We start from the raw sequence: 26,018 nt of genomic DNA, 5'->3' as shown, positions 1-26,018 counted from the left end.
CCGCGGGGGCGACTTCGTTCGTCAGACCGGCACGGTGACCACGGCGGCGGTCACCAAGGAAGCGATCACGAGCACGGCGATCGCGATCGCCAGGGCGGCGCGGATGCGCCGCCGCCTGCGCAGGCGCCCGAAGTTGGACAGCCGGTCGGCCAGACGGGGGTCGTCCTGGCCGAGTTGAGATGCGATCTCGGTGAGGATTCGCTCCTCCTCCATTGAGAGCGCCATGCCGCACCTCCAGGGGGTCACAGATTTCCAGGAATCATCCCCTGTTTATTGAGCATGGGAAACCTCAAAAAGCCAGCGAGCCTCGCCCTTTGCGGCCACATGTGGCATGGTCGCCACGTAAACGCAGGTCAGCCGCCTTGAGCGGTCATATGGGCGCCACGGGTCGGGAAGCTCTCCCGGTGCCGTCGATCCAGCGCCGTCACGTAGTACGTGTAGACCCGACCGGATTCGGCGGTGTGGTCGGTGATCCGGGTCGTCGTGCCCGGCACCACCAGGAGGAGCCGGCGGGAGTCCGGGGCGGCGCACGCCGGGCCCTGCGCCGGCGAGCGGTAGACCGCGTACGACGCGGCGCCGGCGCCCTGCCAGGTCAGCCTGCGGTCCTCGGCCACCAGGCCGGTGGGCGCCGCCGGCCGGGCGGCGGCCGTACGCGGGCTCACCGGGGCGAGCGCCGGGCGTTGGAAGTGGTCGTGGGCGAGCCGGGACGCGAAGCCGCGACGGTCCTGTCTCACGTCCGTGGCGCTGAAGATCGCCTCTCCGGTCACCTGGGGGTACTTCGCGTCGAGCGTCAGGTGGCGGGAGAGCTCGGCGGCCTTGTTCCACGGCCCGCCGTGTCCGACCTGGTACGCCGCCTGCCCGATGATCAGCTGCACATGCGTGCCCGCCACCTGCCTGGCCCACCACGCCACCAGCGTCCGGTAGTCCGCCGCACCGAACCCGAGCGGCCAGTACAGCTGCGGGACGACGTAGTCGATCCAGCCGTTCCGGACCCACTTCCGGGTGTCGGCGTAGATCTCGTCGTAGCTCTGCAGCGCGTGGGTCGCCGAGCCGTTCGGGTCGTCGGACCTGTTGCGCCAGACCCCGAACGGGCTGATGCCGAACCTGACCCACGGCTTGGCCTGGTGGATGCCGGTCGACAGGGTCTGGACGAGCGTGTCGACGTTGTGCCGGCGCCAGTCGGCGCGGCTCTTGAAGCCGGCGCCGTACTTCTTGAACGTGGACTTGTCCGGGAAGTCCTTGCCGGGCAAGGGATAGGGGTAGAAGTAGTCATCGAAGTGAACGCCGTCGATGTCGTACTTCCGCACGACGTCGAGGACCACCTTCGTCACGAGGTCGCGGACCTGGGGCAGACCAGGGTCGTACCAGAGGGCGTCGCCGTAGCGGTACACCCAGTCCGGATGCCGCCGCGCCGGATTGCCCGGAGCCAGGCTCTTGCGGTTGGGCCCGGTGCTCACCCGGTAGGGGTTGAACCAGGCGTGGAACTCCAGTCCCCGCTTGTGCGCCTCGTCGACCAGGAACCGCAGCGGGTCGTAGCCCGGGGCCTTGCCCTGCTTACCGGTGAGGTACCGCGACCACGGCTCGTACGGGGACGGGTAGAAGGCGTCGGCCGACGGCCGGATCTGCACGTAGACGGTGTTGAAGCCACGCCGTACGGCCAGGTCCAGGAGGGCGCGGTACTCCGCCTGCTGCTTCGCCGCCGACAGCCCCGGCCTGCTCGGCCAGTCGCCGTTGCCCACCGAGACGATCCACATGGCCCGGGTCTGCCGCCCGTCGTCCGAGCGGGCCATCGAGACCTGGCCGCATTCGGCCGCCTGCGCCGCCGGGGGTCCGGACCGGTCCGCGGGACCACCGCATCCAGCCGTGACGACCATCGCCGCCGCGGCGGCGATGGTCCTCTTGGCGATGGATGAGCCCACGGAAGGGCATTCTGCCCGAGACTTCGGAGTGCTTTGGCGGGTATCCCTTACTCAGGGACGACAAAAGGCGGCGGCTATGAACGACACCCTCCGGCTCGGCCGGATCGGCGGCGTGCGCGTCGGCGTCAACTGGACCGTCCTGGTGATCTTCGCGCTCATCACGTACGGCCTGGCCGGCGAGCAGCTGCCGCGCGCGTACAAGGGACTGCATCCGCTGGCGTACGCGCTGGGCGGGCTGCTCACCGCGACCGCCTTCCTGGCCTCGCTGCTGGCGCACGAGCTGGCGCACGCCCTCGTCGCCCGCCGGAACGGGCTCACCGTCACGGGGATCACCCTGTGGCTGCTGGGCGGCGTGGCCCGGTACGAGGGCGAGCCGGCCACTCCGGGCGCCGAGGTCCGCATCGCCGGTTCGGGACCGCTCGTCAGCATGCTGCTGGCGACGGTGTTCGGCGCCGCGTCAGGGGTTCTCCACCTGGCGAGAGTGGACGGCCTGGTGAGCGGCTGCGTCACGTGGCTCGCTCTGATCAACGCGCTCCTGGCGGTCTTCAACACGATCCCCGCCGCGCCCCTGGACGGCGGCCGGCTCGTGCACGCCCTGTTGTGGCGGAGATCCGGCGACCGGGTGAAGGCGACGCTGCAGACCACCCAGGTCGGCCGCGCGTTCGGCTGGGCGACCATGCTCGCCGGCTTCTACATCGCGATGTGGAGCGCGGACGGGCTGTGGCTCACGCTCGTCGGCTGGTTCCTCATCACGGCCGCCGGTCTGGAGGCGGGACAGGCCAGGGTCCGGGCGCGGCTCGACGGCGTCCCGATCCGCCGGATCATGACGCCCGATCCGTTCACCGTGCCGAGTTCCATGCCGGTGGCCGCGTTCCTCCGCGAGATGCTGCCCCGCCACCGGCATTCGGCCTATCCGGTCGTCGACAACGGCGTCGTCCGCGGCATCGTCACCACCGCGCGCGTCCGCGGCGAACCACCCGACACACCTCTCGGCACCCTCATCGAGGACGCGGAGCGTACGACCGCGGAGACCCCGCTGACCGAGCTGCTGCCCCGGCTCGCCCGCGAACGCCTCCTCGTCTTCGACGGGGACCGTCTGGTCGGCATCGTGACCCCCCACGACCTCACCCGCGAGCTCGAACACCTGGCCCGCGAGGTCCCGGGCTTCCCGGCGCGCTGACGGCCGCGCGCGCTCCCCGGCGCGGCGACCGTGCCACGACCACCCCGGCGACGATCAGCAGGCCGCCGGTGAGGGTGTTCCAGCCGAGCGGCTCGCCGAGCAGCGCCGCGCCCAGCAGCGTGGACCACAGCGGGGTCAGGTACGTCACGGTCGAGGCGACCGTCGGCCCGGCCGCACGGATCACGCCCAGGTTGATGATGTACGCCAGCCCGGTGCCGACGGCGCCGAGCCCCGCCAGCGCGGCGACGGCCGCCGGCCCGGGCCAGGAGGGCGCACCGGCCGCCGCCGGCGCGACGAGGGCGAGTTCGGCGGTCGCGCACAGGATCTGCACCGCCGACAGCGCGACGGCCGACTCCCCTCCCCCGGCGAAGAAACGCCGGGTGTAGGTGAAGCCGGCGCCGTAACACACGGTCGCCCCCAGGCAGGCCAGGCTGCCGCCCAGCGTGCCGCCGTCGAGTCCCCTCCAGACTCCCAGCACCAGGAGCACCCCGCAGAAGCCGGTCGCCAGCCCGATCGACCGGCGCGACGTCGGCCGCTCCTCGGGGATCACCGCGACGGCGAACAGCAGCGTGGTCAAGGGCGTGGTGGCGTTCCACACCCCGGCCACGACCGAGCTCACCCGCGTCTCCGCGTACGAGAACAGCGCGAACGGCACGGAGTTCAGCAGTGCGGCCACGACCAGGGCGTGCGCCCATACCCGCGCGTTCCGAGGGACCGCGGCACGCCGCGCGACGCAGACCGCGCTCAGCGCCACGAGCCCGAAAAGGCACCGCCACAGCGCCACCCACAGTGGCGCGACGCCCGCGTCGACGGCCACCTTGATCAGGGCGAAGCTCGACCCCCAGATGATCGACAGAACCACGAAACCGGGCAGCCACCCCGCCGATCCGCCAGGCCGCTCCATCCGTCCTCCCGCACGCCGTGAACACCGCTTCCGCGACGTGATCATGGGTGGAGATGCGACGATGAGTCCAACAAGTGGCCGCTTCCCACCCATGAGGAAGACTCATGAGCCTCAACCTCAGCCAGCTTCGGGCGTTCGTCGCCGTGCTGGACCACGGCGGCTTCGGCGCCGCCGCCGACGAGCTCGGTGTGAGCCAGTCCGCGATCTCCCACTCCGTCGCTGCGCTGGAGCGCGCCCTCGGCGGGTCGGTGCTGACCCGGCACGGCCACCCCCGCCCCACCGCGTTCGGGGACCTCATCCTCGGTCACGCCCGCGCGGCGCTCGCGGCGGCGACCGCCATCGCGGACCTGGCCGCCCAGCGTGACGGACTGCCGGCCGGCACCGTGCGGCTCGCCGCGCCCACCACGGTCTGCCAGGGTCTCCTCCCCCGGCTCATCCCCCGGTGGCAGGCCGAGCTGCCCCGCGTCGACGTCGCCGTGTTCGAGGGCGAGGACGACGAGGTCGCCGACTGGCTGGCCCGCAGCACGGTCGACCTCGCCGTCCTCGTCGACCCGCCCCCGGGCCCGGGCGTCCTCCTCGCCGAGGACGCCTTTCACGTCCTCCTCCGCGACGACCACCCCCTCGCCGCGGAGCCGGGCATCGACCCGGCCGACCTCGAGGACGACGCCTTCCTGCTGTCCAGCGGAGGATGCGAGCGGCACGTCCGCGAGCTGCACCGTCAGGCGGGCACGCCCTTCTCCCCCACCCACCGGATCCGCGACATGGGGACCCTGCTGGCCATGGTGCGGGCGGGGATCGGCGTCACGATCGTCCCCGCCCTCACCGCCGCCATGCTCGTCCCCGGCCTCGTGATGGTGCCCGTGCGCCCGGTGATGGGCCGGCGGCTCGTCCTCTCCGGGCCGGGCGACCGGCCCTGGCACCCCGCCGCAACCGCCCTCGTCGACGCGACCCCCGCGGCACTCGCGGCCTGAGCGGTCACCGCCCGCCGTTCGGATGCCGACGGAGACATCATCGAACGCATGTTCTAGGGTGGGACCATGCGTTGGGATGCGTTGGCGCTGGACGGCGAGGACCCCGGGCTGTTCGGCAGCCCGGTCACGGTCGACACCCCGGAGTTCCGCGGGATCACCTTTCACGAGATCCGGGCCAAGTCGATCATCAACCGGGTCCCGGCCGCCTCACGCGTCCCGTTCCGCTGGACGATCAACCCCTATCGGGGATGCAGCCATGCGTGTGTCTACTGTTTCGCCAGGAACACCCATAAGTACCTCGATTTCGACACAGGGCGGGATTTCGATTCGCAGATCGTGGTGAAGGTGAACGCTCCGGAGCTGGTGCGCCGGGAGCTCGCCGCGCCGAGATGGGCCGGGGAGCACATCGCGATGGGCACCAACGTCGACTGCTACCAGCGGGCGGAGGGCCGTTACCGGCTGATGCCGGGCATCATCGAGGCACTGCGGGACGCGGCGAACCCCTTCTCCATCCTGACCAAGGGCTCGCTGATCCTGCGCGACCTGCCGCTGCTGGAGGAGGCCGCCGACCGCACCGAGGTCGGCACGGCCGTGTCGGTCGGCTTCGTCGACAAGGACCTGTGGCGGCTGCTCGAGCCTGGCACGCCCGGCCCGCTCAAACGCCTCGAGGTCTGCGCGACGCTGAACGACCACGGCGTCGGCTGCGGCGTCCTGATGGGCCCGATCGTCCCCTACCTCACCGACACCCCACGACAGCTGGAGGCGGCCGTACGCCGGATCGCCGAGGCGGGGGCCACCTCCGTCTCGCCGATCGTCCTGCACCTGCGCCCCGGTGCCCGCGAGTGGTTCACCCGCTGGCTCCGCGACCACCACCCCGAACTCGTCGCCCCCTACGAGCGCCTGTACGGCCGCGGGGCGTACGCGCCGAAGGACTACCAGCACCGCATCGCCCAACGCGTCAAGGAACTCGCCGACGAACACGGCATCGGCCGGCGCCGAGGCGTCCGCCGCCTGCGCACACCCCCGCCCGTGCCCCATCGTTCCCCCGAGCCCGAGCAGCTCACCCTCCTGTGACCGGCTCCCGCAGCCGTCGGCCGGCCGAACGCAGGGGGGCGAGGGCGGCGACCGGGACGCGGGGCGGTGACCCGATGCGGGCTCCGTGGTCCGTCCGGACCGTCCGGGCACGAACAGCGGCAGCACCAGCACGCCGGTGACGGCCACGCAGGTGCCGACGGTGAACGGCCCGTGGCCCGGAACGCAGCGCGTCCCGGGCCACGGCCACGCCGCCGCTGTCGGCGACGTCCCTGTGGTCAGCTCGCCCAGATGCCGGTGATGTCGGTCGCGGAGGCCGCGTTCCCGGCGTGGGAGGTGCCGTACATGTCCTCGATCGTGCGCAGGACGTTGTAGTGGTTGTAGTGGATGCCGGAGCTGCTGCCCGCGAGCACCGGCTGCCCGTACAGCACGGTGGGGATGTGGTTGCCGCTGAGGCTGTTGTCCTCGTCGAAGGTGACGATGAGGACGCTGTTGTGCGTCTTGGCCCAGGTCGCGTACGCGCCGAGGTTGTTCTTCAGCCACGTGTCACCGGTCGAGACCGAGCAGTCGTGCATGTCGTCGCACAGGTTCGGGATGACGAAGGAGACCCTGGGCAGGGTCGTGTAGTCGGTCGGGAACTGGCCGAACGTCATCGCCGTCGAGGTCGGGACGTTGCTGAACCCGAACCACGGGTTGTGCTTGCGGGCGTACTCGCCGCTGCTGCACGTGGTCGAGCCCTGGCTCGGCAGCGATTCGTTGTAGCTGGCCCAGGACTTGCCCGCCGCCGCCAGTTCGGACGCGAGGTTCGGGGCGGAACTGAACCCGGGGGTGTAGCAGCTGTCGTCCGTGATGCCCTGTGTCGAGCCGGAGAAGATGGCGAAGTAGTTGGGCTGGCTGGGGTGGGTGATGGCGTAGGAGGCGGTGAGGACGGCGCCGCCGCTCTTGAGGGAGTTGATGTACGGCGCGCTGGAACTGCCGATGACCTGGCTGTAGGCGTGGTTCTCCATCATCACGACCACGGTGTGGTCGGGAGTCGGGACGCTGCCCGCGGCGTTCGCGGTGCCACCGGTCCCGGCCCACACGCCGGCCGCGGCGGCGAGGCCGAGAGCGGACGCGAGGGCGGCGAGGGTGCGGCGGGCGGCTCTTCTTCCGGTCACGGGGACCTCCGGAGGGGTCGGGTGCGGGGCCCTGGGGCGGTGCCCCGCCAGAGTGTGAACGCCGGAAACGTGGCTGAGAAGCGAGGCCCGGTTAAGTGCGCGCGAACCTTCCGTTAAGGGCTCTGTCAGAATGGCGGAGCGCCTTGCCGGCGGCCGCCGTGTGGCCCCTCGCCCCGCCGAGCGCGTGCGCCGCCTCGGCGGTCCGGCCAAGGGCGTTCCCTCAGATGCGCCGCCAGCGGACGTCGCCGCCGACGACGGTGGTCAGGACCTTGGTGCGCAGCACCGCGTCCGCCGGCTCCCGGTAGGGGTCGGTGTCCACCGCGATGAAGTCGGCGAGCCTGCCCGGCGCGAGGACGCCCTTGTCGTTCTCCTCGCCCGCGGCGTAGGCCGCGCCCACGGTGTGGGCGGCGATGGCCTCGGCCATGGTCAGCCGCTGCCCGGGCTGCCAGCCGCCGGCCGGGGTGCCGTCGGTGCGGGTGCGGGTCACCGCGGCGTACAGCGCGGCGAACGGGTTCGGGTGCTCGATGGGAGCGTCGGAGCCGAAGGCCAGCGGAACGCCGGCGTCCAGCATCCCGCGCCAGGCATAGGAGGCCAGCTCCCGGCCGGTCAGCAGGGAGTCGACCAGGTCGATGTCGCTCGTGCAGTGGACGGGCTGCATCGAGGCGACGACGCCGAGCCCGGCCATCCTGGGCAGGTCGCCGGGCCGCAGGTGCTGGGCGTGCTCGATGCGGTGCCGCAGCCCCGCGCTGCGGCCGATCGCCTCGTACGCGTCGATGACCAGGTGGTTGGCCTGATCGCCGATGGCGTGCGTGGCCACCGCGATGCCGGCGCCGGCGGCTCTGGCGAACAGCCTGACCAGGTCGTCGTACGGCGTGACGGCGATGCCGGCGTTGCCCTCCTCGCCGGCGAAGGCCTCACTCATGTGGCAGGTGTGCGAGCCCAGCGCCCCGTCGCTGAAGATCTTCACGGGTCCGGTGCGGAACCAGTCGTCGCCCTGCCCGGTACGGCGGCCCTCGGCGATGGCCGCCTCCAGGTGGTCCATCGGGATCGCCTTGTGCACGCGCAGCTTCAGCTCGCCCACCGCTCGCAGTCGCAGGTAGGCGTCCCGGCAGTCCTCGCCGTCGATGTCGTGCACGCTGGTCAGGCCGAATCCGAGGAGCTCCTCCTGCGCGGCGCGAAGCCGGTCGCACAGGTCGGCGGAGACCATGAGGTCGCGCAGCGGGTAGGACGACGACTCGCGCAGAATGCCGGTCGGCTCCCCGTTCGCGTCCCGGACGATCTCGCCGCCGATCGGGTCGGGGGTGCCGGCGTCGATGCCGGCCAGCCGCAGGGCCGCGGAGTTGGCCCACACCGTGTGACCGTCGGCGTTGGGCAGCGCGACCGGCAGCTCGGGGCAGACCGAGTCCAGCGCGTACCGGTCCGGTTGCGCCGGCGGGTCCCAGGTGTTGCTGTTCCACCGGCCGCCGAACAGCCATGCGCCCGGTCGCAGCCGCGCCGCGTACGCGGCCACCCTCGCCAGCGCGTCGTCGAGGGAGCGCGCGTCGCGCAGGTCGACCGCGCCCAGGCTCTGGGCGTACTGCGCGGTGTGGATGTGGGCGTCGTACAGGCCGGGGAGCACCGCGGCGCCCTCCAGGTCGATCAGCTCCGCCGTCGGCCCCGCGGCCTCGCGCACCTCCGCCTCCGCGCCGACGGCCAGCAGACGCTCGCCCTCCACGGCCATGGCCCGGGCCGGCGGCCTGCCGCCGTCTCCGGTGTGGATGGCGGCGTTGCGGTACACGCGGATGCTCATCTGGCTCTCACAGGCTCGGGTGACAGGTGCCGTCACGGTAGGAGTGGCGATAAGAAGCGCCGCGTCAGGGGATTCCGGTTCCTCCGTCGGGCCCTGGCGGCCTGATGGAGGCAGGCCGGTGACGCGGCCCGCAGCCGGATCAGAGCCGCTCGCGTACGGACCGGAGCATGGCTGACAGGGTCGCGACCGTGTCCGGGCCGAGGCGGGCGGCCATCGCCTGTTCGTGCGCGACGGCCAGCGCGTCCAGCCGGCGCAGCTTGCGGCGGCCGAGGTCGGACACGTGCACGGAGACGCGCCTGCGGTCCCTGGCCGACTGGGAGCGGTAAAGGTAGGCGGAGTCGACCAGGGTGTCGACGATCCGGGTCAGGGTGGGATGCGGGATCTCGACGTCCGCCGCGAGCTCGCCCATCGAGCGGCCCTCCGCGCCGTCGAGCGCGCGCAGCACCCGCCACTGGTCGACGGACGTGCCCTCATCCTCCAGCACGGCACCGAGATCCCGGGCGAGGGCGCGCTGGGTGCGGGTGAGCAGATCGACGAGGTCGGCCGTGGCGGCGGGCAGGGCCGTCTCGCTCTGATTCGACACGTTGCGCCTTCCGCCGTCGTCCGTTGCGGAGAGCATACTTGTCGGGTGAACGGCGGCTTGGCGGTCGTACGGGACACCGCGGAGCTCCTGGTCGCGGGGCCCGATCCCTCGGTACTGCGGCTCGGCCTGTTGCTGCCGCTGTCGGGGCCCCTCGGCCTGACCGGGCCCTCCGGGCTCTCCGCCGCCTGCCTGGCCGCGGGCGAGGTGACCGCGGCCGGGCGGCCCGTCGAGCTCGTCCTGGTCGACGCCGGCCGACGGCCACAGGAGGTGGCGCGGGACGCCGGCCTGCTCGCCGACGCCGGGCTCGTGCAGGCCTTCGTCGGCTACCACACGAGCGATGTGCACCGGGCCGTCGAGGCTGCGATCGCCCGCCGGTCGGCCTACTTCTTCACGCCGCCGCAGGAGGGCGGCGCGCGGAGACAGGGCGTGGTCCTGCTGGGCGGCTCACCGGCGGACCAGCTGGCGCCCGCGCTGCGCTGGCTGACCGAACACCGGCGGCCCCGGCGGTGGGCGCTGGTGGGCAGCGACTACATCTGGCCGCGTTCGGTGCACCGCGTGGCCGCCCGGCTGATCCGGTCGATCGGAGCCGACGTGGTCCTCGACCGTCTCCTGCCGTTCGAACCGGTCGTGGGGACGGGAGCCGAGGAGGCCGTGGACGCGTTGCTCCGGGTGCGTGCCGACGCGGTCCTGGTCAGCCTCGTCGGACGGGACCTCGTCCGGTTCAACCGGGTGTTCGCGTCGTCCGGTCCGGCCTCCCGGGTGATCCGGCTGTCCGGGTCGCTCGAAATGAACGGCCTGCTGGCCATCGGCGGCGACGACACGGGCGAGCTGTACTCCGCGATGCGGTCGTTCGCCGGTCAGGACGGCGAGCGGCGGATCGCCCTCGCCGAGCGCTACCGAGCCGAGCTCGGCGGCCACGCTCCGGTGCTGGACGTCTACGCGGAGGGCCTGTACGACGGCGTCCACCTGGCGGCGGCCCTCGCGGCGTACGGCGCGCTGGATCCGCGACGGGTCAAGGCGGCCGCCGGCCTCCTGCTGAACGCGCCCGGGGAGCCGGACGCGCGGAGGGCGTGGGCGGCCGCGCCGCTCGGCCCGCCGCGGGCCGGCGGTTACCTGGCCAGGGCGGACGGGCTCGATCTGACGGTCGTCAGCCGCTACTGACCCACGGTGGTCGCCCGCTACTGACTTTTCCAGACAAAACCTTTTCATCTGGAAGTAGATTCCCTAGGCTGCGCTGCACCGCTCCATCGAGGAGGATCCATGAGTGACGTCGAAGGCATCGAACGTTACGGATACACCCAGGAGCTGCGGCGATCGCTCAGCTTCCGGGATCTGGTCGTGTACGGGCTGATCTTCATGGTGCCGATCGCGCCGTTCGGCATCTTCGGCAGCGTGTTCCAGGGCTCGGGCGGCATGGTCGCCCTCGCGTACGCCATCGGGATGCTCGCCATGATGTTCACCGCCGGCTCGTACGCGCAGATGTCGCGGGCGTTCCCCATGGCGGGCTCGGTCTACACCTACGCCGGCCGGGGCATCGGGGCGCCGGTCGGGTTCCTGTCCGGCTGGATGATCCTGCTCGACTACGTCCTCGTGCCCAGCCTGCTGTACCTGATCGCGAGCGTGGCGATGAACTCCCTCGTGTCCGCGATCCCCGTGTGGCTGTGGCTGATCGCCTTCGTCGTGCTCAACACCGTGGTCAACTACCTCGGCATCGAGATGACCGCGAGGATCAACCGGATCATGCTGGTCGCCGAGCTGGTCGTCCTCGCACTCTTCCTCGTCGTGGGCGTCGTGGCCCTCGCGCAGGGCAAGGGGCACGGCTCCGCCCTGTCGCCCCTCTACGATCACGCGACCTTCTCCTGGAGCCTGGTCTTCGGCGCGGTGTCCATCGCCGTCCTCAGCTTCCTCGGCTTCGACGGCATCTCGACGCTGGCCGAGGAGAACCGCGAGTCGGCGCGCGCCATCGGCAGGTCGATGGTGGCCGCCCTCGTGCTGACCGGCGTGCTGTTCATCGTGCAGACCTGGGTCGCCTCGCTGCTGGTCCCCGACCAGGCCGGGCTGCTCGCCCACGGGGATCCGGGCGGCACCGCCTTCTACGACGCCGCCCGGGTGGCGGGCGGCGCCTGGCTGGCCAAGCTGACGGCCCTGGCGACCGCGGTCTCCTGGGGCTTCGCCAACTCGCTCGTCGCCCAGGCCGCGACCTCGCGGCTGCTGTACGCGATGGCGCGGGACCGGCAACTGCCCGGCTTCCTCGCCAAGGTGCACCCGAGGCGGCGCGTGCCCGTGAACGCCACCCTGCTGGTCGCGGCGGTCTCGCTGGGCCTGGGCCTGTACATGAACAGCCGCGGCGACGGGATCACCCTGCTCAGCTCGCTGGTGAACTTCGGCGCCATGACCGCGTTCCTGGTGCTGCACGTCGCCGTCGTGGTCCACTACGTCGTCCGCTCCGGCAGCCGGGACTGGTGGCGTCACCTGATCGCTCCGGCGATCGGGTTCCTGATCCTCGGATACGTCGTGATCAACGCCAAGGTCGCGGCACAGAAGATGGGTTTCGTGTGGCTGGCCCTCGGGGTGGTCGTGCTGGTCGGGCTCCTCATCGCCCGGCGCCGGCCCGCCCTGGCGGGCATCGCCGGTGAGGAGACGAGCAAGTGAGCATCGAGGTCGTGACGCTGGACGCCGAACCCGCCTTCGCCTTCGGCGGACGGCCCCCGGCGCTGACCGTGAAGCCGGGCACCGTGGTCGAGCTGTTCGCCGAGGACTGCTTCGGCGGCGCCGTCCGTACGGTCGCGGACCTGCCGAGCGAGGTCTGTGAGTTCCCCTACCTCAATCCGGTCACCGGCCCCATCGCCGTGGCCGGCGCCGAGCCGGGCGACACGGTCGCGGTGCACTTCGCGGACATCCGGCCGGCCAGGAACTGGGCCGTCTCGTCCACGTTCCCGCACTTCGGAGCGCTGACCACGACGCACGCCACGGCGATGCTGCACCCGCCGCTCGAGGAGCGGGTGTGGCTGTACGACGTCGACTCCGCGCGCGGGACCTGCCGGTTCAAGGCGCGCTCCAGTGACCTGGAGGTCGAGCTGCCGCTCGACCCGATGCACGGCACGGTGGGCGTGGCGCCGGCCGCCGGCGAGGTCATCATGAGCATCACTCCGGGCCCGCACGGCGGGAACATGGACACCCCGGAACTGCGCGCCGGCACCACCGCGTACTTCGGCGTCAACGTGCCCGGTGGCCTGATCTCGATCGGCGACGGGCACTGCCGGCAGGGCGAGGGCGAGGTGTGCGGCACGGCCGTGGAGGCGGCCATGAACACGGTCGTCGTCGTCGATCTGATCAAGGGGGGCGCCCCGGCCTGGCCGCGCCTGGAGAGCGACGACCACGTCATGTCCATCGGCTCGGCCCGTCCGCTGGAGGACGCCTTCCGGATCAGCCAGCACGACCTGGTCACCTGGACCGCCGGGCTGCTCGGGCTCGACACGCTCGACGCGTACCAGTTGGTCAGCCAGGCGGGGCTCGCACCGGCCGGCAACGTCGTGGACACGAACTACACCATGCTCGCGAAACTTTCCAAGAGCGTCCTGTCCGGCACCTCCGTCTATGACGGCACGCACGCCCGCCTGCGCGCCATCGCGGCCCGGTACCTCGCCCAGCGCTGAGATCGCGGTCTTCGCACCTGAGCGTGTGACCGCCGGCCAGTTAATCCGGACTACGGATTAATTGACCGGCAGTAACGCCCAGGTTATGCCTTGACCCGGAGTATTTCAGGCGCTTAACGTCCTCGATCGGGGAACGCGGCGCGCGCACCCGACCGAGGGCCACCATCCGGTGACCGACGGCCGAAATCGTCCCCGACCGGATTCACGTCGACGCAGAGAGGTGTTGCGTGCGCAAGAAAGCGAAGCTGGGCCTGGCGGTTCTGTCGGCCCTCACCCTCCTGACCACCCCCGCGACGGCTTCGGCCGCGGAGAACTCCCCTGCGAAGAACAACCCGCCGGCGGGGGTGGGCGACAGCCACGCCGGAGCGAGCCGGACCGGCGTGTACCCCAACGTGTTCGTCAAGGCGGGCATCTCGCGCCGGGCGGTCGACGCCCGGGTGAACGCCGCCTGGCAGCAGCTCTTCCACGGCGACCCGGGCACGGACGCCACCCACCGCGGCGACGGCCAGGCGATCTACTACCAGCTGACGCCGGACATGGCCTACGTCGAGGACATCGGCAACCAGGACGTCCGCACCGAGGGCATGGGCTACGCCATGATGATGGCGGTCCAGCTCGGCCACAAGCACGAGTTCGACTCGCTGTGGAACTTCGCCAAGACGAAGATGCAGCTCCAGAGCGGCAAGGAGAAGTACTTCTTCGCCTGGCACACCGACACGACCGGCAAGATCCTCAGCACCGGCGTCGCCCCGGACGGTGACCAGTGGATCGCCGCCGCGCTCGCCTTCGCCGAGGGCCGCTGGGGCAACGGCGACGGGATCTACGACTACGGCACCGAGGCCCGGCAGATCCTGCACGCGATGTGGCACGAGTCGGACAACGGCGGCGTCGACATGTTCGACCGGAAGTACTACCTGCCGCTGTTCACCCCGCCGGCGACCTTCCTGTACTTCACCGACCCGTCCTACGCGCTGCCGGCCTTCTACAAGGTCTTCGCCGCGGTCGACAAGGACGACAAGGACCTGTGGGACAAGGCGTACGACGCGGGCGAGAAGCTCCTGCAGACCGCCCACAACCCGCAGACCGGCCTGACCCCCGACTACGCCAACTTCGACGGCACGCCGTACTTCGGCAACGGGGAGACCCCGACCGACAACTCCTACACCCACAACTTCCAGGAAGACGCCTGGCGGGCCATCGCCAACGCGAACGTGGACGCCGCATGGTTCGGCACGAAGCCGTGGCAGAAGGAGTACTCCAACACCCTGGAGAACTTCTTCGAGGGCCAGGGCGTGACGACCTACGTCAGCCGGTACCACCTCGACGGCACGCCGCTGTCGTCGGGGCAGAACACCTACGAGCCCGCCCACGCGCAGGGTCTGGTAGCGATGAACTCCACGTCGGCGATCACGGCGACGGACAGCGCCCGGCGGGCCTTCGTCCGCGACTTCTGGAACACCGAGATCCCGTCCGGCTACGCGCGCTACTACGACGGGATGCTCTACATGCTGGGGCTGCTGTACGACAGCGGTAAGTTCCGGATCTGGACCTCGCCCTCCGAGCACTGAGGCCCCGAGCGCCGGACGTCGAGGTCTCCGGTGGACGGCCCCTCCACGAGAGGACCGCTCCGCCGGAGACCTCGACGCACAGGGACGACGTCGCGCCGACACGGCGGGGGCCGGCTCGCGACGGCCACTGATGGAAGGCGGTACCCGAATGGACACCGTCCGCAAGACCCCTGATTTCCGCAACGGCGGAGTCTCCTTCTGGTACCGCCAGGCCGGGCGGCCCGCGGCGCGCGGCCCGCTCCCCGGCGCACGCGAGTACGACGTGTGCGTTGTGGGCGGCGGGTTCACCGGGCTGTGGACCGCCTACTACCTCAAGACGGCCCGGCCCGGTCTGCGCATCGCGATCCTGGAGAAGGAGTTCGCCGGGTTCGGCGCGTCCGGGCGCAACGGCGGCTGGCTGACGGCCGAGATGGCCGGCTCCCGTGAGCGCTACGCCCGCGCGCACGGCCGGGACTCCGTCGTCGCGCTGCAGCGGGCGATGTTCGACACCGTCGACGAGGTCATCCGGGTCGCCGCGCGGGAGGGCGTCGAGGCGGACATCGTCAAGGGCGGAGTGCTGAACGTCGCGACCAACCCGGCCCAGCGTCGCCGGCTGCACGCGGAGCTCGCCGAGTCGCGCCACTGGGGATTCGCCGAGGAGGACCTGCGGCTGCTCCCCCGCGACGAGCGCGAGGACCGGCTGCGCGTCGCCGGAGCGCTGGACGCGACGTACAGCCCGCACTGCGCCCGGATCCAGCCGGCCCGCCTGGTGCAGGGTCTCGCGCGTGCCGTGGAGCGGCTCGGCGTGGACATCTTCGAGTCCACGACGGTCACCGAGATCCGCCCGCGCGGCGCGGACGAGCCGGCGACCGCCGTGACCGACCGGGGGACCGTACGCGCCGAGTACGTGATCCGGGCGACCGAGGGGTTCACCGCCGGGATCGCCGGGCAGCGCCGCCAGTGGCTGCCGATGAACAGTTCGATGATCGTGACGGAGCCGCTCGGCGAGGACGTCTGGAAGCACATCGGCTGGCTGGGCGGCGAACTGCTCGGCGACCAGGCGCACGCGTACATCTACGCGCAGCGCACCGCCGACGGCCGGATCGCGCTCGGCGGCCGCGGCGTCCCGTACCGGTTCGGCTCCCGCCGCGACCGGGGAGGCCGCACGCAGGCGCGGACCGTCGCCGCGCTCTCGCGGATGCTCGTCGACCTGTTCCCCGCCGCGGCCGACGCGCGCGTCGACCACGCCTGGTGCGGCGTCCTCGGGGTCCCGCGCGACTGGTGCTCGACCGCGCACCTCGACCACGAGACCGGTCTGGGCTGGGCCGGTGGTTACGTCGGAACCGGGGTGGCGACCACCAATCTCGCCGGCCGGACACTCCGTGACCTGGTGCTCCGGGACGACACCGAGCTGACCCGGCTGCCCTGGGTCGGGCGCCGGGTCCGCCCGTGGGAGCCGGAGCCGCTGCGCTGGATCGGCGTGCGCCTCATCTACACGCTGTACCGCGCGGCCGACCGGCGCGAGAACGATCGCCTCGACCGCACCTCGGCCTATGCCCGCCTCGCCGACCTCATCTCCGGGCACTGAGCTCAGCGGCTCCGCGTCCTCCGGCGACGAACGCTAGCGGCTTAAACTTAGGCTTGACATAAGGTCCGAATGAGGTGAGTGTACGGCTCGTACAGCGCTCCCTGAGGAGCTCCCCCGCTTCGCTCTCAGGAGATCCCGATGTCACCCGAACCCGTCCCGCCACCCCTTCGGATCGCGCTTCCCCGGAGAGGGCGCGCCCGGCGCTCCTCACGGTCGCACGGGCACCATGCGCTCCTGCTCGTCATCGCGCTCCTCGGCGCCTGCCTGAGCGCGGTCATGACCACCACCGTCGTCGGCGTTCCCGCGGCGCACGCCGGTACGGTGCCTCCGCCCCCATCCGGCTGGACGACCGTGTTCAGTGACGACTTCGCCGGGCCCGCCGGGTCGCCGCCCTCGTCGGCGAACTGGTTCTACGACATCGGCACCGGCTACGGCACCGGCGAGAGCGAGCAGACCACCAGCTCCACCGCCAACTCCTCCCTGGACGGCAACGGCCACCTGGTGCTCAAGGCCGTCAAGAACGGCAGCACCTGGACCTCGGCGCGCCTGGAGAGCACCCGCGAGGACTTCCAGGCGCCGCCCGGCGGCAAGCTGGAGATGACGGCGTCCATCCAGCAGCCGAACCCCGCCGCCGGACTGGGCTACTGGCCCGCGTTCTGGGCGCTGGGCTCGCCGATGCGCGCCGGCGGCGGCTGGCCCACCTCCGGTGAGATCGACATGATGGAGGACGTCAACGGCCTCAACCAGGCCTCGCAGACCCTGCACGACTCCGCGAACAGCCCCGGGCACGCCCTCATCGCCTGCCCGGACACGAGTTCGACCTGCCAGACCGGCTACCACACCTACTCGGTGATCATCGATCGCACCGACACCAGCGCCGAGACGCTGCAGTTCCTGATGGACGGCACGGTCGAGAGCACCATCACCGAGGCCTCGGTCGGCGTCACCGCCTGGCAGCAGGCCATCGACCACGGGTTCTTCATCATCTGGGACCTGGCGATGGGCGGGAACTACCCCGACGGGGTCTGCGGCTGCACGACGCCGACCTCCGCGACCACGTCCGGCGCCTCGATGAGCGTCTCCTACGTGGCCGTCTACGAGCAGGGCGGCAACTCCACCCCCACCGCGACCGCCACGGCGACGGGGACGGTCAAGGGCTTGAACGGCCTGTGCCTGACGAACCAGAACGCGCTGAACACCGAGGGGAACCCGATGGGCGTCGCCGCGTGCAACGGCGGCGCGGGACAGTCCTGGTCGACCTACAGCGACGACACGCTGCGGGTGCAGGGCGGCTGCCTCGACGTGGTCAGCGCCGGGACCACGAGCGGCACCAACGTCGACTGGTATCCCTGCAACGGCACGAACGCCCAGGTCTGGAAACGTCAGGCCAACGGCGAACTGGTCAATCCCAACTCCGGCCTGTGCCTGACCGACCCCGGCGGCAACACCGGCGCGCGGCTCGACATCGAGACCTGCACCGGCTCGGCGCAACAGCAGTGGACCACGCCGTCCGGCGGCACCGGCGGCGGCTGCTCCACGACGAACCTCGCCCAGGGCAGGACGGCCACCCCGTCGTCGACCGAGTCGACGGCCTTCCCGGCGTCGAACGCGGTCGACGGGAACACGGGCACGCGGTGGTCCTCGGCCTTCAGCGACCCCCAGTGGCTCCAGGTCGACCTCGGCGGCACCCGGTCCGTCTGCCGGGTCACCCTGAACTGGGAGACCGCCTACGCCACGGCCTTCCAGATCCAGACCTCGGCCGACGCGAACACCTGGACCACCGTCTACTCCACCACCGGCGGAACCGGAGGCGTCCAGACCCTCGACGTCACCGGATCAGGCCGCTACGTCCGCGTGTACGGCACCCAGCGGGCGACCCAGTGGGGCTATTCGCTCTGGGAACTCCAGGTCTACGGCACCTGACCGCCGGGCCCCGGGCCGACGTGATGATGTGGGTCCGGGGCCGGTGAGGCCGATGTGGCCCGCGCGGTAGCGTGGACGTCACCGCGCGGGCCGTTCCCCCGATGAGGCATCGGAGCGGGACACCCGCCTGGATCGGAAGGGGTCGCAGATGCCGATCGAGACGGCGGAGTTCGGGCGTACCGGCCACGCCAGCACGCGTGTGATCTTCGGAGCCGCGGCACTGGCCGCGGTGTCCCAGAGCGTCGCGGACCAGACCCTGGACGTCCTCATCGAGCACGGCGTGAACCACATCGACGTGGCCGCCTCCTACGGCGAGGCCGAGGTGCGCCTCCGCCCGCTCCTCCGGCGGGAGCCGGACCGGTTCTTCCTGGCGACCAAGACCGGCGAGCGTACGGCGTCCGGTGCCCGCGAAGAGCTTCACCGGTCGCTGGACCGTCTCGGCGTGGACCACGTCGACCTGTGGCAGCTGCACGCCCTGGCCGACCCGATCGAGTGGGACGTCGCCCTCAGCCCCGGCGGGGCGATCGAGGCGGCGCTCGCGGCCCGCGAGGAGGGACTCGTGCGGTGGATCGGCGTGACCGGCCACGGCACGCAGATCGCGGCCACCCACCGGCGGAGCCTGGAGCGGTTCGACTTCGACTCGGTCCTGCTGCCCTACAACTACGTCACCATGCGCAATCCCTACTACGCCGGCAACTTCGAGGCCCTCTACCGGACCTGCCAGGAGCGGCGGGTGGCGATGCAGACGATCAAGTCGATCGCGCTGCGGCCCTGGATGGGCCGCCCGCACACCCGGTCGACCTGGTACGAACCGCTCGAGCGGCAGGACGACATCGACCTCGCCGTCTGGTGGGCGCTCAGCCGGCCCGGGGTCTTCGTCAACAGCGTCGGCGACGTGGAGCTGCTCCCCCGGGTCCTCGACGCCGCCGCCCGCTTCGGCGAGGCGCCCGGCGACGCCGCGATGGACGCGCTGGTCGAGCGCTCCCGGGCCGAGCCGCTGTTCGTCTGACCCGGCGCGGCCCGGAAGCGGCCGTGGCTACTCGGCGCGCAGGGCGGTGAGGACGTTCAGGCGGGCGGCGCGCCGTGCGGGGACGGCGGCGGCGAGGAGCCCCGCGACCACCGCCGCGGGCAGGACCACCGCCAGGAGCGGGACGGGGACGCCGGGCGGGCCGAGGACGCGCCCGTTCAGGGCGCGGGCGAGCGGCCAGCCGATCGCAAGTCCCAGCGCCACTCCGGTGAGCGATCCGGTGACGACGGTCGCGAGCGCTTCGGCGCGGATGATGACGCGGATCTGGCGGGCCTCGGCGCCGACGGCCCGGAGCAGCCCGATCTCACGGGTGCGCTCCAGGACGCTCAGGGCCAGTGCGACGGCGACGGTGATCAGGCCGATGAGGAGACTCAGGGCCAGCAGGCCGGTCATCATGGTGGCGAGCAGATCGATGCCCGCGGCGGCCCGGTGGCCGTAGCCGGCCCTGTCGTCGAGGATCGCCTGCGGGTAGTCGGCGCGCAGCGCGGTGAGTTCGGCGCGGACCTGCCGCCGGGCCCCGTCGGCGGCACGGACGAGGATCGTCTGGTCGGCCTGCTGGTCGGGCGGGTAGTGCCCGGCGTAGTCGGAGAGGGGGATGAGGTAGGCGCCGGCGACCTCCTCGTAGTCGTACAGGGCGACGATGCGCGTCGGCCGGGTGCCGCCGACCGGGAAGGTGATGGGGATCGTCTGGCCGAGGCGCCAGCCGAGGCGTCCGGCCACGACGGCGCTGACCGCCATGGTCCCCGGCCCCAGGTCGGCCATGCTGCCCGCGCTCGCATGAGGATCGACGAGCCGCGGATAGGCCTTCGGGTCGATGCCGCACAGTTTGTCGGAGTCGCCGGGCGCCCGGAAGATGCCACAGGGCATCCCGGCGGCCGCACTCACACCGGGTGATCGCTCGATCCGGCCGGTCAGCGCCGGGTCCAGCCCGGCGCCCGTTCCCGGGGTGGTGCTGAGGACGTAGTCGGCCCGCAGCGAGCGCCGTACGTCGAGCGCGCGGCTGGAGGTCGTGGTCGCCGCGAGCGTGGCGACGATGGAGACGGTGGCGACCGCGACGGCGAGCGTTCCCCCGGTGCCGGCGACCCGGCGCGGGTCGCGGAGCATCTGCCGGCCGGCCAGGCGTCCGCAGACGCCCGCGGCGACCGGCAGCAGGCGGCGTGCCGGAGCGGTGAGCGGGCGTACCAGCATGGGCCCGGCCAGTCCCGCGCCCACGAGGAGCGCCAGCGCGCCGAGCGCGACAGACCCCCGCGCCGAGGTCGTGACGAGCAGGAGCGCCCCCGCCAGGAGAACGCCCGTCGCGACGATCCGGCGCGTCCATCCGGGCGGGCGGGTGCCCGTGGCCGTCAGGCCGGCGGACAGCGCGGCCAGGGGACGCGAGCGGGACGCCCGGAGCGCGGCGGCGCCCGCCGCGACCACGCTCACGCCGACACCGACGATCAGCGACGCCACGACGGTGTGCGTCCGCAGGACCGGCGCCGCGGCGGGCAGCGGCAGCCCCAGGGCGCCGAGGGAGGCGCGCAGGCCGGCGGCCAGCCCGATCCCCCCGAACAGGCCGGCGACGCCACCGGCCAGCCCGATCGAAACGGCCTCGAGGATCACGAGCCGGGCCGTCTGGCCCCGGCTCGCCCCGACGCAGCGCAGCAGGGCGAGTTCCCGCGTGCGCTGGGCGACGGTGATCGTGAACGTGTTGGCGATCAGCAGGGTCGCGACGATGAGGGCGATCACGGCGAAGGCGCCGAGGATCGCGCCGATCACCGAGGCCGCGCCGGAGATGTCGCCGGCCAGCCGGTCGGCCTGCTGCGAACCCGTCCGTACGGTGTAGGCGGCGCCCACCGCCGCCTTGATCCGGCGGGCGAGCGCGGCGGCCGGAACCCCCGCCTCGCCGGCCGCCGCGACGGCGGCGTACCTCCCGCCGGTGCCGAGCAGCCCGGGCGCGGCCTCGGGGGTGAAGGCGACGACGCTCACCCCGGCGATGGTCCCGGCGGAGCCGAACCCGACGACGCCGCTGATGGTGAACGTCCGCGCGCCGCCCGCCAGGGCGACGCGCAGCGTGCGCCCCGGGGCGAGATGCAGCGTCCCCGCCGTGGTGGCGTCGACGGCGACCTCGTCCGCGCCGCGCGGCCAGTGCCCGTCGCGCAGCGCGAACTGACGCAGCCTCGGGTCGGCGGGCGCGGAGACACCGATGGCGGCGGAGGAGGAGACGGCGTGGCCGCGCCGGTCGAGCGGCATGGCGTAGCCGACCGCGACGCCCTCCGCGGCGCTCACCCCGGGCACGCCTCGCACCTTCGCCACCAGGCCGGGATGGATCGTCGTCGTGCCGCCGAACAGCGACCCGCCGAATCCGCCCGCCTCGGTCACGATCGCGGACACCCCGCCGGTGGCCTCGGCGGCGGAACGGTGTACGCCCGCGTCGATGGTGTCGGTGAGCACGTACGTCCCGGACAGGAACGCCACCGCGGCCGCGATCGCGATCGCCGTCGTGGCGGTACGGACCCGGCGCGCGGCGAGCCCCCGCCGCAGCACCGTGACGAGGCCTCTCACCGCTCCGCTCCGTTCTCGCCGAGGTCGTCCTCCAGCGCGTCCAGCCGGTCGAGGATCGCCGGCAGCGTCGGGTCGGCCAGGTCGCCCGCGAACCGGCCGTCGGCGAGGAACAGCACTCGATCGGCGTACGCCGCGGCGGCCGGGTCGTGGGTGACCATGACGACGGTCTGGCCGAGTTCGCCCACGCACCGGCGCAGCAGGCGCAGCAGTTCCGTCCCCGAACGCCGGTCCAGGTTGCCGGTCGGCTCGTCGGCGAAGACGACCCGCGGCTCGGTGACCAGCGCCCGGGCGACGGCGACCCGCTGGATCTGGCCGCCGGACAGCTCGGCCGGGCGGTGATCGAGGCGTTCGGCCAGCCCGAGCAGGCCGATGACGGTCTCCAGCAGGCCCGGATCGGGGCGCCGCCCGGCGAGTTGCAGGGGCAGCAGGACGTTCTCCCGCGCGGTCAGTGTCGGGAGCAGGTTGAACTCCTGGAACACGAACCCCACGCGCTCGCGGCGGAGCCGGGTCAGCTCCCGCTCGCTCATGCGGGTGATCTCGATGTCGTCGTGGAAGACCTGCCCGCCGGTGGCGGTGTCGAGCCCGGACAGGCAGTGCAGGAGCGTCGACTTCCCGGAGCCCGACGGTCCCATGATGGCGGTGAAGGAGTTCGCCGGGACCGTGAGGTCCACCTCCCGGAGCGCGTGGACCGCGGTGGGCCCCTCGCCGTAGCGGCGGGACAGCCCGACCGCGCTGATGGCCGCGGCGGTCGTGACGGTCGGTGAGACAGAGCCGGGCATGGTTCTCCTGATTTTCGGCATGGCCCGTCCCGCGGACCGGCGCGCACATGGCCGGCCCGCCGGTGGGACGGAGGCGTATGGCCCGCCCGTGCGGACCGGCGCGCACGTGGTCGGCCCGCACGGGCGGGGATGGTCGGGGATGCTCAGGTGGTGACGAGCGGCGCGTGCTCGGGCTCGGACCGGTCGTCCGCCCGGCCGCCGCGCAGGCCGAGGAGGCCGCCGAGCGCGGCGAAGCAGGTGTAGACCGTGGCCGCCTCGATGACGGCCGCAAGGGGGTCGAGGTCGCCGATGAGCAGGTCCGGAGTCTTCAGCCCGATGCCGGCGGCCACCGACACGGTCGCCGCGGCCTGCCAGGGGTGGTGGCGAAGGTCGAGCCAGCGCATGAGCCGAGGCGCCCGGCGGCAGGCCGCTCGCCACCCGCTCGAGACGGTCCGGAGCACCAGGTCCGCGTACGGCACGCGGCCGGCCGACGCGTGGCAGACCGCGGCGATCACGTCCAGGACGTTCTCGTCGTCCCGGGGCGACGCCAGCCAGGACGCCCGCCCGGCGGCCCGCAGCGCCGCGCAGCCGGCGAGTGGGAAGCCGACCGTCAGCACGGCGAGCGGGAGGCGCTCGGCGAACGGCACGGAGCCCGTGAGGTTCCCGGCGGCCACCACCGCCACCGGGATCAGCGCGAGGGTGGCCGCGGCGAGGTTGCGCCCGGCCAGCGCCGCCGGCCGCCCGGCGAGCGCGGCACCGCGCAACCGAGGCGCCACGACCGTGAGGAACAGGGCGTTGAGGCCACAGACGATCGCGAGCTGCACCAGCAGTTCGGGAACGGCGTAGAACACCGCCGGCGACGGCCAGGGGCGCGCCGGCGGCGCGCCGTTGAGCGGAAGGCCCGCCGCCGCGAACGCCACCGTGACGCAGCCGGTCAGCGCCCACGCGGCGCGGCCCAGTGAGTGCCGTGCGAGGTCGGCGTTGAACTCGGCGGCGAGGGCGCGGGGGTCGCCGAAGCGCGCCACGGCGCGCTCGGCCGCCTCCTCGGGCCGGGCCCCGCGGTGCCGCTCCTCCTCGATCAGGTCGGTCAGGTGGTCCGAGACCTCGGCGGCGATGCGGCGCCGGCGCCCGGTGCCGACACGCAGGACGGTCAGCATCTCGTCGAGGAAGTCCCGCATCGGGTCGCGCATCCTCAGGCCCCCGTTCCGAAGATCGCGTCGACCGCCGCGGAGAACGACCGCCACTCGCGGCGCCGTTCGTCGACGGCCCGCCGGCCGCCGGCGGTGAGCGCGTAGACGCGGCGGCGGCGGCCCTCCTCCGCCGACCAGCCGCTCTCGATCAGGCCCGCCCGCTCCAGGCGGTGCAGTGCCGGGTAGACCGACCCCTCGGGCAGCTCGAAGAAGCCGCCGCTGCGCTCTCGGAGCAGGTCGATCAGCCGGTACCCGTGCGCCGGGCCGGTGGCGAGCACCGCCAGCACCAGCCCGTCAAGGTGTCCACGTACGGCATCCATACCAAGAGATCCTAGGCATAGACTGCCTAGGTATCAACCCGCCGCGGCTCCGAAGTGGCCGTCAGCGAACGGAAGGTGCCCGATGACCGGTCTCGTCCACGCCCTGTACGCCCGCCGCCTACGCCGGCAGGTGGCCGGCGGCCCGCTCCCCGAGCACGTCGGCCTGATCATGGACGGCAACCGCCGCTGGGCTCGGCGGGCCGGCCTGGACGATCCGAGCCTCGGGCACGAGCACGGCGCCGCGCACGCCGAGAACGTCCTGGCCTGGTGCGAGACCATCGGGATCCGGCACGTCACCGTCTTCCTCTGCTCGACCGAGAACCTGCAGCGCCGCGGCGACGCCGAGATCGCCTTCCTCATGCGGGTGATCGAGCGGATGGCCGCCGAGCGTCTCGCCCGCGAGGACGCCCGCTGGCAGGTCCACGTCGCCGGCCTGCTCGACGCGCTGCCCGACAGCACCGCCCGCGCCCTGAAGGACGCCGTCGAGGCGACCCGCGCCTGCACCACCGGCGCTCACGTCACCCTGGCCGTGGGGTACGGCGGCCGGCAGGAGGTCACCGACGCGCTGCGCGACCATCTGTACGAGCGCGCCGAGGCCGGCGACTCTCTGCGGGAGGTGGCGGCGGCGCTGACCGTGAACGACATCGCGCGGCACCTCTACACCGCCGGGCGTCCCGATCCGGATCTGATCATCCGCACCAGCGGCGAACAGCGCATGTCGAACTTCCTGCTCTGGCAGAGCGCCTATTCGGAGCTGTACTTCTGCGAGGCCACCTGGCCCGCGTTCCGCGAGATCGACTTCCTTCGCGCCCTGCGCAGTTACGCCACCCGCCGGCGCCGGTACGGCGGCTGAACGCGCGGCCCGGCGCGTTCAGCCGCGAGGCGTCCGGCCGGCATCCGTGGTGTCCGGTGAGAGCCGCCGGGCGGCCTCGGCCAGGATCTCGACGACGCGCAGGCCGAACGCCGCGTCGCAGTCGTGCGGGCGGCCGGTGCGCGCCGACTCGAGCACCGTGTCGATCATGCGGCCGAGCGCGGCCACCGGCGTGTCGCCGTTCGGGGGCATCACGGTGACGCCGTGGCCGCCGCGCAGTTCGACCGTCGATCCGGTGGCCGCCTCCGGCGCGGTCAGGGTCAGGGTGGCGGTGCTCGACGCGCCGCCGTCATGTCGCAGGACGAGGTGGACGGTGTCGCCGGGGCCGGTCGTCGCCGCGGCCACCCGGCGTACGTCGCCGAGCACGGGGAGCAGCACGGACAGGGCGTGCGGGCCGACGTCCCACAGCGCTCCCTTCTCGCGCCGCCACGGCGAGTCCGCGAACGGGCCGCCGTCCAGCGCGCCGATCCACGCGGCATGCGCGGTGAACCAGCCGCCGCGCCGGGACTGCTCGGTGATCCACTGACGCGCCCCGTCGGCGAAACGGGAGGTGAAGAACACCGCCGAGGCGACACCCGTCTCCCGCACCGCGGCGACGACGGCGCGCGCGTCGGCCACGTCGATCGCCAGCGGCTTGTCCAGCAGCAGGTGACGGCCGGCGCGGGCAGCGCGTACGGCGAGCGGCGCCTGGACGGCGGGCGGGAGCGCGATCGCGATCGCGTCGGTGTCCGTGATCAGGGCGTCCACGTCCGCGTACGGGCGGGTTCCGAAGCGCTCGGCGAGCGCACCGGCCGCCTCGGGCCGACGGCCCCAGACTCCGGTGAAGTCCACCTGCGCATGGCCCCGCAGAGCCGGAGCGTACGTGAGCTCCGCCCACGGGCCGGTCCCCAGAAGTCCGATCCGCAACCCTCTCACCCTTCCCCTACCGCTCGGTAGCCCTCAGGCTCTCCGCGTCCGAAACCGGACAGCGTTCGTCAAGAGAGCGTAAAGCCGCATTGACCCGAACGTGACGAATACCTATGTTCCGCGCAGCACCACCAATCGTGGTGCAACGGGCCGGAA

The 26,018-nt window shown here is 72.6% G+C and carries 22 protein-coding genes; 11 read left to right on the top strand and 11 right to left on the bottom strand.

Going from position 1 to position 26,018, the window contains the following annotated elements:
- Positions 1-21: 21 nt before the first annotated feature.
- Together NDW01_RS29715 and NDW01_RS29710 are read right to left on the bottom strand one after the other, a co-directional pair.
- Entirely contained in the window at positions 22-225 is a 204-nt protein-coding gene (locus NDW01_RS29715; protein WP_252784568.1) for a DUF3040 domain-containing protein, read from the bottom strand.
- Positions 226-353: 128 nt separating this feature from the next.
- On the bottom strand, positions 354-1,919 hold the full coding sequence (locus tag NDW01_RS29710) for a glycoside hydrolase family 10 protein (RefSeq protein ID WP_252827527.1): 1,566 nt from the start codon (positions 1,917-1,919) through the stop codon (positions 354-356).
- A 76-nt stretch (positions 1,920-1,995) separates the two neighbouring features.
- Between NDW01_RS29710 and NDW01_RS29705 the strand changes: the two genes are divergently transcribed.
- Complete coding sequence (locus tag NDW01_RS29705) at positions 1,996-3,099, top strand: site-2 protease family protein (RefSeq protein ID WP_252827526.1); 1,104 nt, start codon at positions 1,996-1,998, stop codon at positions 3,097-3,099.
- Here NDW01_RS29705 and NDW01_RS29700 read toward each other — a convergent pair.
- The gene (locus NDW01_RS29700) at positions 3,044-4,003 is read right to left on the bottom strand and encodes a DMT family transporter (protein ID WP_252827525.1); all 960 of its coding nucleotides are present in this window, start codon (positions 4,001-4,003) and stop codon (positions 3,044-3,046) included. The genes NDW01_RS29705 and NDW01_RS29700 overlap by 56 nt on opposite strands.
- A 104-nt stretch (positions 4,004-4,107) precedes the next feature.
- Between NDW01_RS29700 and NDW01_RS29695 the strand changes: the two genes are divergently transcribed.
- Complete coding sequence (locus tag NDW01_RS29695) at positions 4,108-4,974, top strand: LysR family transcriptional regulator (protein ID WP_252827524.1); 867 nt, start codon at positions 4,108-4,110, stop codon at positions 4,972-4,974.
- 66 nt (positions 4,975-5,040) lie between these two features.
- Positions 5,041-6,048, top strand: a complete 1,008-nt coding sequence (locus NDW01_RS29690; protein ID WP_252827523.1) for an Rv2578c family radical SAM protein — start codon at positions 5,041-5,043, stop codon at positions 6,046-6,048.
- Positions 6,049-6,284: 236 nt separating this feature from the next.
- Here NDW01_RS29690 and NDW01_RS29685 read toward each other — a convergent pair whose 3' ends face one another.
- The 3 genes from NDW01_RS29685 to NDW01_RS29675 form a co-directional block, all read right to left on the bottom strand.
- Positions 6,285-7,163 carry an alkaline phosphatase family protein gene (locus tag NDW01_RS29685; protein ID WP_252827522.1) on the bottom strand — a complete coding sequence of 293 codons (879 nt, stop codon included), beginning with the start codon at positions 7,161-7,163 and terminating at the stop codon, positions 6,285-6,287.
- Positions 7,164-7,383: 220 nt separating this feature from the next.
- Positions 7,384-8,952 (bottom strand): amidohydrolase, encoded by a 1,569-nt coding sequence (locus tag NDW01_RS29680; protein ID WP_252827521.1) that lies wholly within the window; start codon positions 8,950-8,952, stop codon positions 7,384-7,386.
- A 139-nt stretch (positions 8,953-9,091) separates the two neighbouring features.
- On the bottom strand, positions 9,092-9,535 hold the full coding sequence (locus tag NDW01_RS29675; protein ID WP_252827520.1) for a MarR family winged helix-turn-helix transcriptional regulator: 444 nt from the start codon (positions 9,533-9,535) through the stop codon (positions 9,092-9,094).
- Between the two features lie 45 nt (positions 9,536-9,580).
- Here NDW01_RS29675 and NDW01_RS29670 point away from each other — a divergent pair, with 45 nt between their 5' ends.
- The 7 genes from NDW01_RS29670 to NDW01_RS29640 all read left to right on the top strand — a co-directional run bounded on the left by NDW01_RS29670 (position 9,581) and on the right by NDW01_RS29640 (position 19,258).
- Positions 9,581-10,696, top strand: a complete 1,116-nt coding sequence (locus NDW01_RS29670) for an ABC transporter substrate-binding protein (protein ID WP_252827519.1) — start codon at positions 9,581-9,583, stop codon at positions 10,694-10,696.
- 99 nt (positions 10,697-10,795) lie between these two features.
- Positions 10,796-12,187 carry an APC family permease gene (locus NDW01_RS29665; RefSeq protein WP_252784588.1) on the top strand — a complete coding sequence of 464 codons (1,392 nt, stop codon included), beginning with the start codon at positions 10,796-10,798 and terminating at the stop codon, positions 12,185-12,187.
- Entirely contained in the window at positions 12,184-13,191 is a 1,008-nt protein-coding gene (locus NDW01_RS29660; protein ID WP_252827518.1) for an acetamidase/formamidase family protein, read from the top strand. Before NDW01_RS29665 ends, NDW01_RS29660 begins: the two co-directional genes overlap by 4 nt.
- A gap of 227 nt (positions 13,192-13,418) precedes the next feature.
- Positions 13,419-14,759, top strand: coding sequence for a glycosyl hydrolase family 8 (locus tag NDW01_RS29655; protein ID WP_252827517.1), 1,341 nt, complete (start codon positions 13,419-13,421; stop codon positions 14,757-14,759).
- Positions 14,760-14,907: 148 nt separating this feature from the next.
- Positions 14,908-16,326, top strand: a complete 1,419-nt coding sequence (locus tag NDW01_RS29650; RefSeq protein WP_252827516.1) for an NAD(P)/FAD-dependent oxidoreductase — start codon at positions 14,908-14,910, stop codon at positions 16,324-16,326.
- Positions 16,327-16,464: 138 nt separating this feature from the next.
- Positions 16,465-18,249 (top strand): discoidin domain-containing protein, encoded by a 1,785-nt coding sequence (locus tag NDW01_RS29645; protein WP_252827515.1) that lies wholly within the window; start codon positions 16,465-16,467, stop codon positions 18,247-18,249.
- 148 nt (positions 18,250-18,397) lie between these two features.
- On the top strand, positions 18,398-19,258 hold the full coding sequence (locus tag NDW01_RS29640) for an aldo/keto reductase (protein ID WP_252827514.1): 861 nt from the start codon (positions 18,398-18,400) through the stop codon (positions 19,256-19,258).
- 27 nt (positions 19,259-19,285) lie between these two features.
- Here NDW01_RS29640 and NDW01_RS29635 read toward each other — a convergent pair whose 3' ends face one another.
- The 4 genes from NDW01_RS29635 to NDW01_RS29620 form a co-directional block, all read right to left on the bottom strand.
- On the bottom strand, positions 19,286-21,817 hold the full coding sequence (locus tag NDW01_RS29635; RefSeq protein WP_252827513.1) for an FtsX-like permease family protein: 2,532 nt from the start codon (positions 21,815-21,817) through the stop codon (positions 19,286-19,288).
- Entirely contained in the window at positions 21,814-22,596 is a 783-nt protein-coding gene (locus NDW01_RS29630; protein ID WP_252827512.1) for an ABC transporter ATP-binding protein, read from the bottom strand. The genes NDW01_RS29635 and NDW01_RS29630 overlap by 4 nt, the downstream gene beginning before the upstream one ends.
- 143 nt (positions 22,597-22,739) lie before the next feature.
- Positions 22,740-23,765 carry a permease prefix domain 1-containing protein gene (locus NDW01_RS29625; protein ID WP_252827511.1) on the bottom strand — a complete coding sequence of 342 codons (1,026 nt, stop codon included), beginning with the start codon at positions 23,763-23,765 and terminating at the stop codon, positions 22,740-22,742.
- 2 nt (positions 23,766-23,767) lie between these two features.
- Entirely contained in the window at positions 23,768-24,085 is a 318-nt protein-coding gene (locus NDW01_RS29620) for a PadR family transcriptional regulator (RefSeq protein WP_252827510.1), read from the bottom strand.
- 82 nt (positions 24,086-24,167) lie between these two features.
- On the opposite strand from NDW01_RS29620, the gene uppS reads away from it, so the two are divergent.
- The gene (uppS, locus tag NDW01_RS29615) at positions 24,168-24,938 is read left to right on the top strand and encodes a polyprenyl diphosphate synthase (RefSeq protein WP_252827509.1); all 771 of its coding nucleotides are present in this window, start codon (positions 24,168-24,170) and stop codon (positions 24,936-24,938) included.
- A gap of 18 nt (positions 24,939-24,956) precedes the next feature.
- Here the strand turns inward: uppS and NDW01_RS29610 are convergent, their stop codons facing one another.
- The gene (locus NDW01_RS29610) at positions 24,957-25,871 is read right to left on the bottom strand and encodes a Gfo/Idh/MocA family protein (RefSeq protein WP_252827508.1); all 915 of its coding nucleotides are present in this window, start codon (positions 25,869-25,871) and stop codon (positions 24,957-24,959) included.
- Between the last annotated feature and the right edge of the window lie 147 nt (positions 25,872-26,018).

Source organism: Actinoallomurus soli (assembly GCF_024055715.1).
GTDB lineage: Bacteria > Actinomycetota > Actinomycetes > Streptosporangiales > Streptosporangiaceae > Actinoallomurus > Actinoallomurus soli.
This window is presented reverse-complemented; position numbering and strand designations above follow the sequence as displayed.

Bases quoted from the DNA above. Each gene is read 5' to 3' on its own strand.
- NDW01_RS29640 (WP_252827514.1), top strand. From the start codon at position 18,398: ATGCCGATCGAGACGGCGGAGTTCGGGCGTACCGGCCACGCCAGCACG.
- NDW01_RS29690 (WP_252827523.1), top strand. From the start codon at position 5,041: ATGCGTTGGGATGCGTTGGCGCTGGACGGCGAGGACCCCGGGCTGTTC.
- NDW01_RS29620 (WP_252827510.1), bottom strand. From the start codon at position 24,085: ATGGATGCCGTACGTGGACACCTTGACGGGCTGGTGCTGGCGGTGCTC.
- NDW01_RS29665 (WP_252784588.1), top strand. From the start codon at position 10,796: ATGAGTGACGTCGAAGGCATCGAACGTTACGGATACACCCAGGAGCTG.
- NDW01_RS29695 (WP_252827524.1), top strand. From the start codon at position 4,108: ATGAGCCTCAACCTCAGCCAGCTTCGGGCGTTCGTCGCCGTGCTGGAC.
- NDW01_RS29625 (WP_252827511.1), bottom strand. From the start codon at position 23,765: ATGCGCGACCCGATGCGGGACTTCCTCGACGAGATGCTGACCGTCCTG.
- NDW01_RS29680 (WP_252827521.1), bottom strand. From the start codon at position 8,952: ATGAGCATCCGCGTGTACCGCAACGCCGCCATCCACACCGGAGACGGC.
- NDW01_RS29630 (WP_252827512.1), bottom strand. From the start codon at position 22,596: ATGCCCGGCTCTGTCTCACCGACCGTCACGACCGCCGCGGCCATCAGC.
- uppS (WP_252827509.1), top strand. From the start codon at position 24,168: ATGACCGGTCTCGTCCACGCCCTGTACGCCCGCCGCCTACGCCGGCAG.
- NDW01_RS29645 (WP_252827515.1), top strand. From the start codon at position 16,465: ATGTCACCCGAACCCGTCCCGCCACCCCTTCGGATCGCGCTTCCCCGG.
- NDW01_RS29705 (WP_252827526.1), top strand. From the start codon at position 1,996: ATGAACGACACCCTCCGGCTCGGCCGGATCGGCGGCGTGCGCGTCGGC.
- NDW01_RS29715 (WP_252784568.1), bottom strand. From the start codon at position 225: ATGGCGCTCTCAATGGAGGAGGAGCGAATCCTCACCGAGATCGCATCT.
- NDW01_RS29700 (WP_252827525.1), bottom strand. From the start codon at position 4,003: ATGGAGCGGCCTGGCGGATCGGCGGGGTGGCTGCCCGGTTTCGTGGTT.
- NDW01_RS29650 (WP_252827516.1), top strand. From the start codon at position 14,908: ATGGACACCGTCCGCAAGACCCCTGATTTCCGCAACGGCGGAGTCTCC.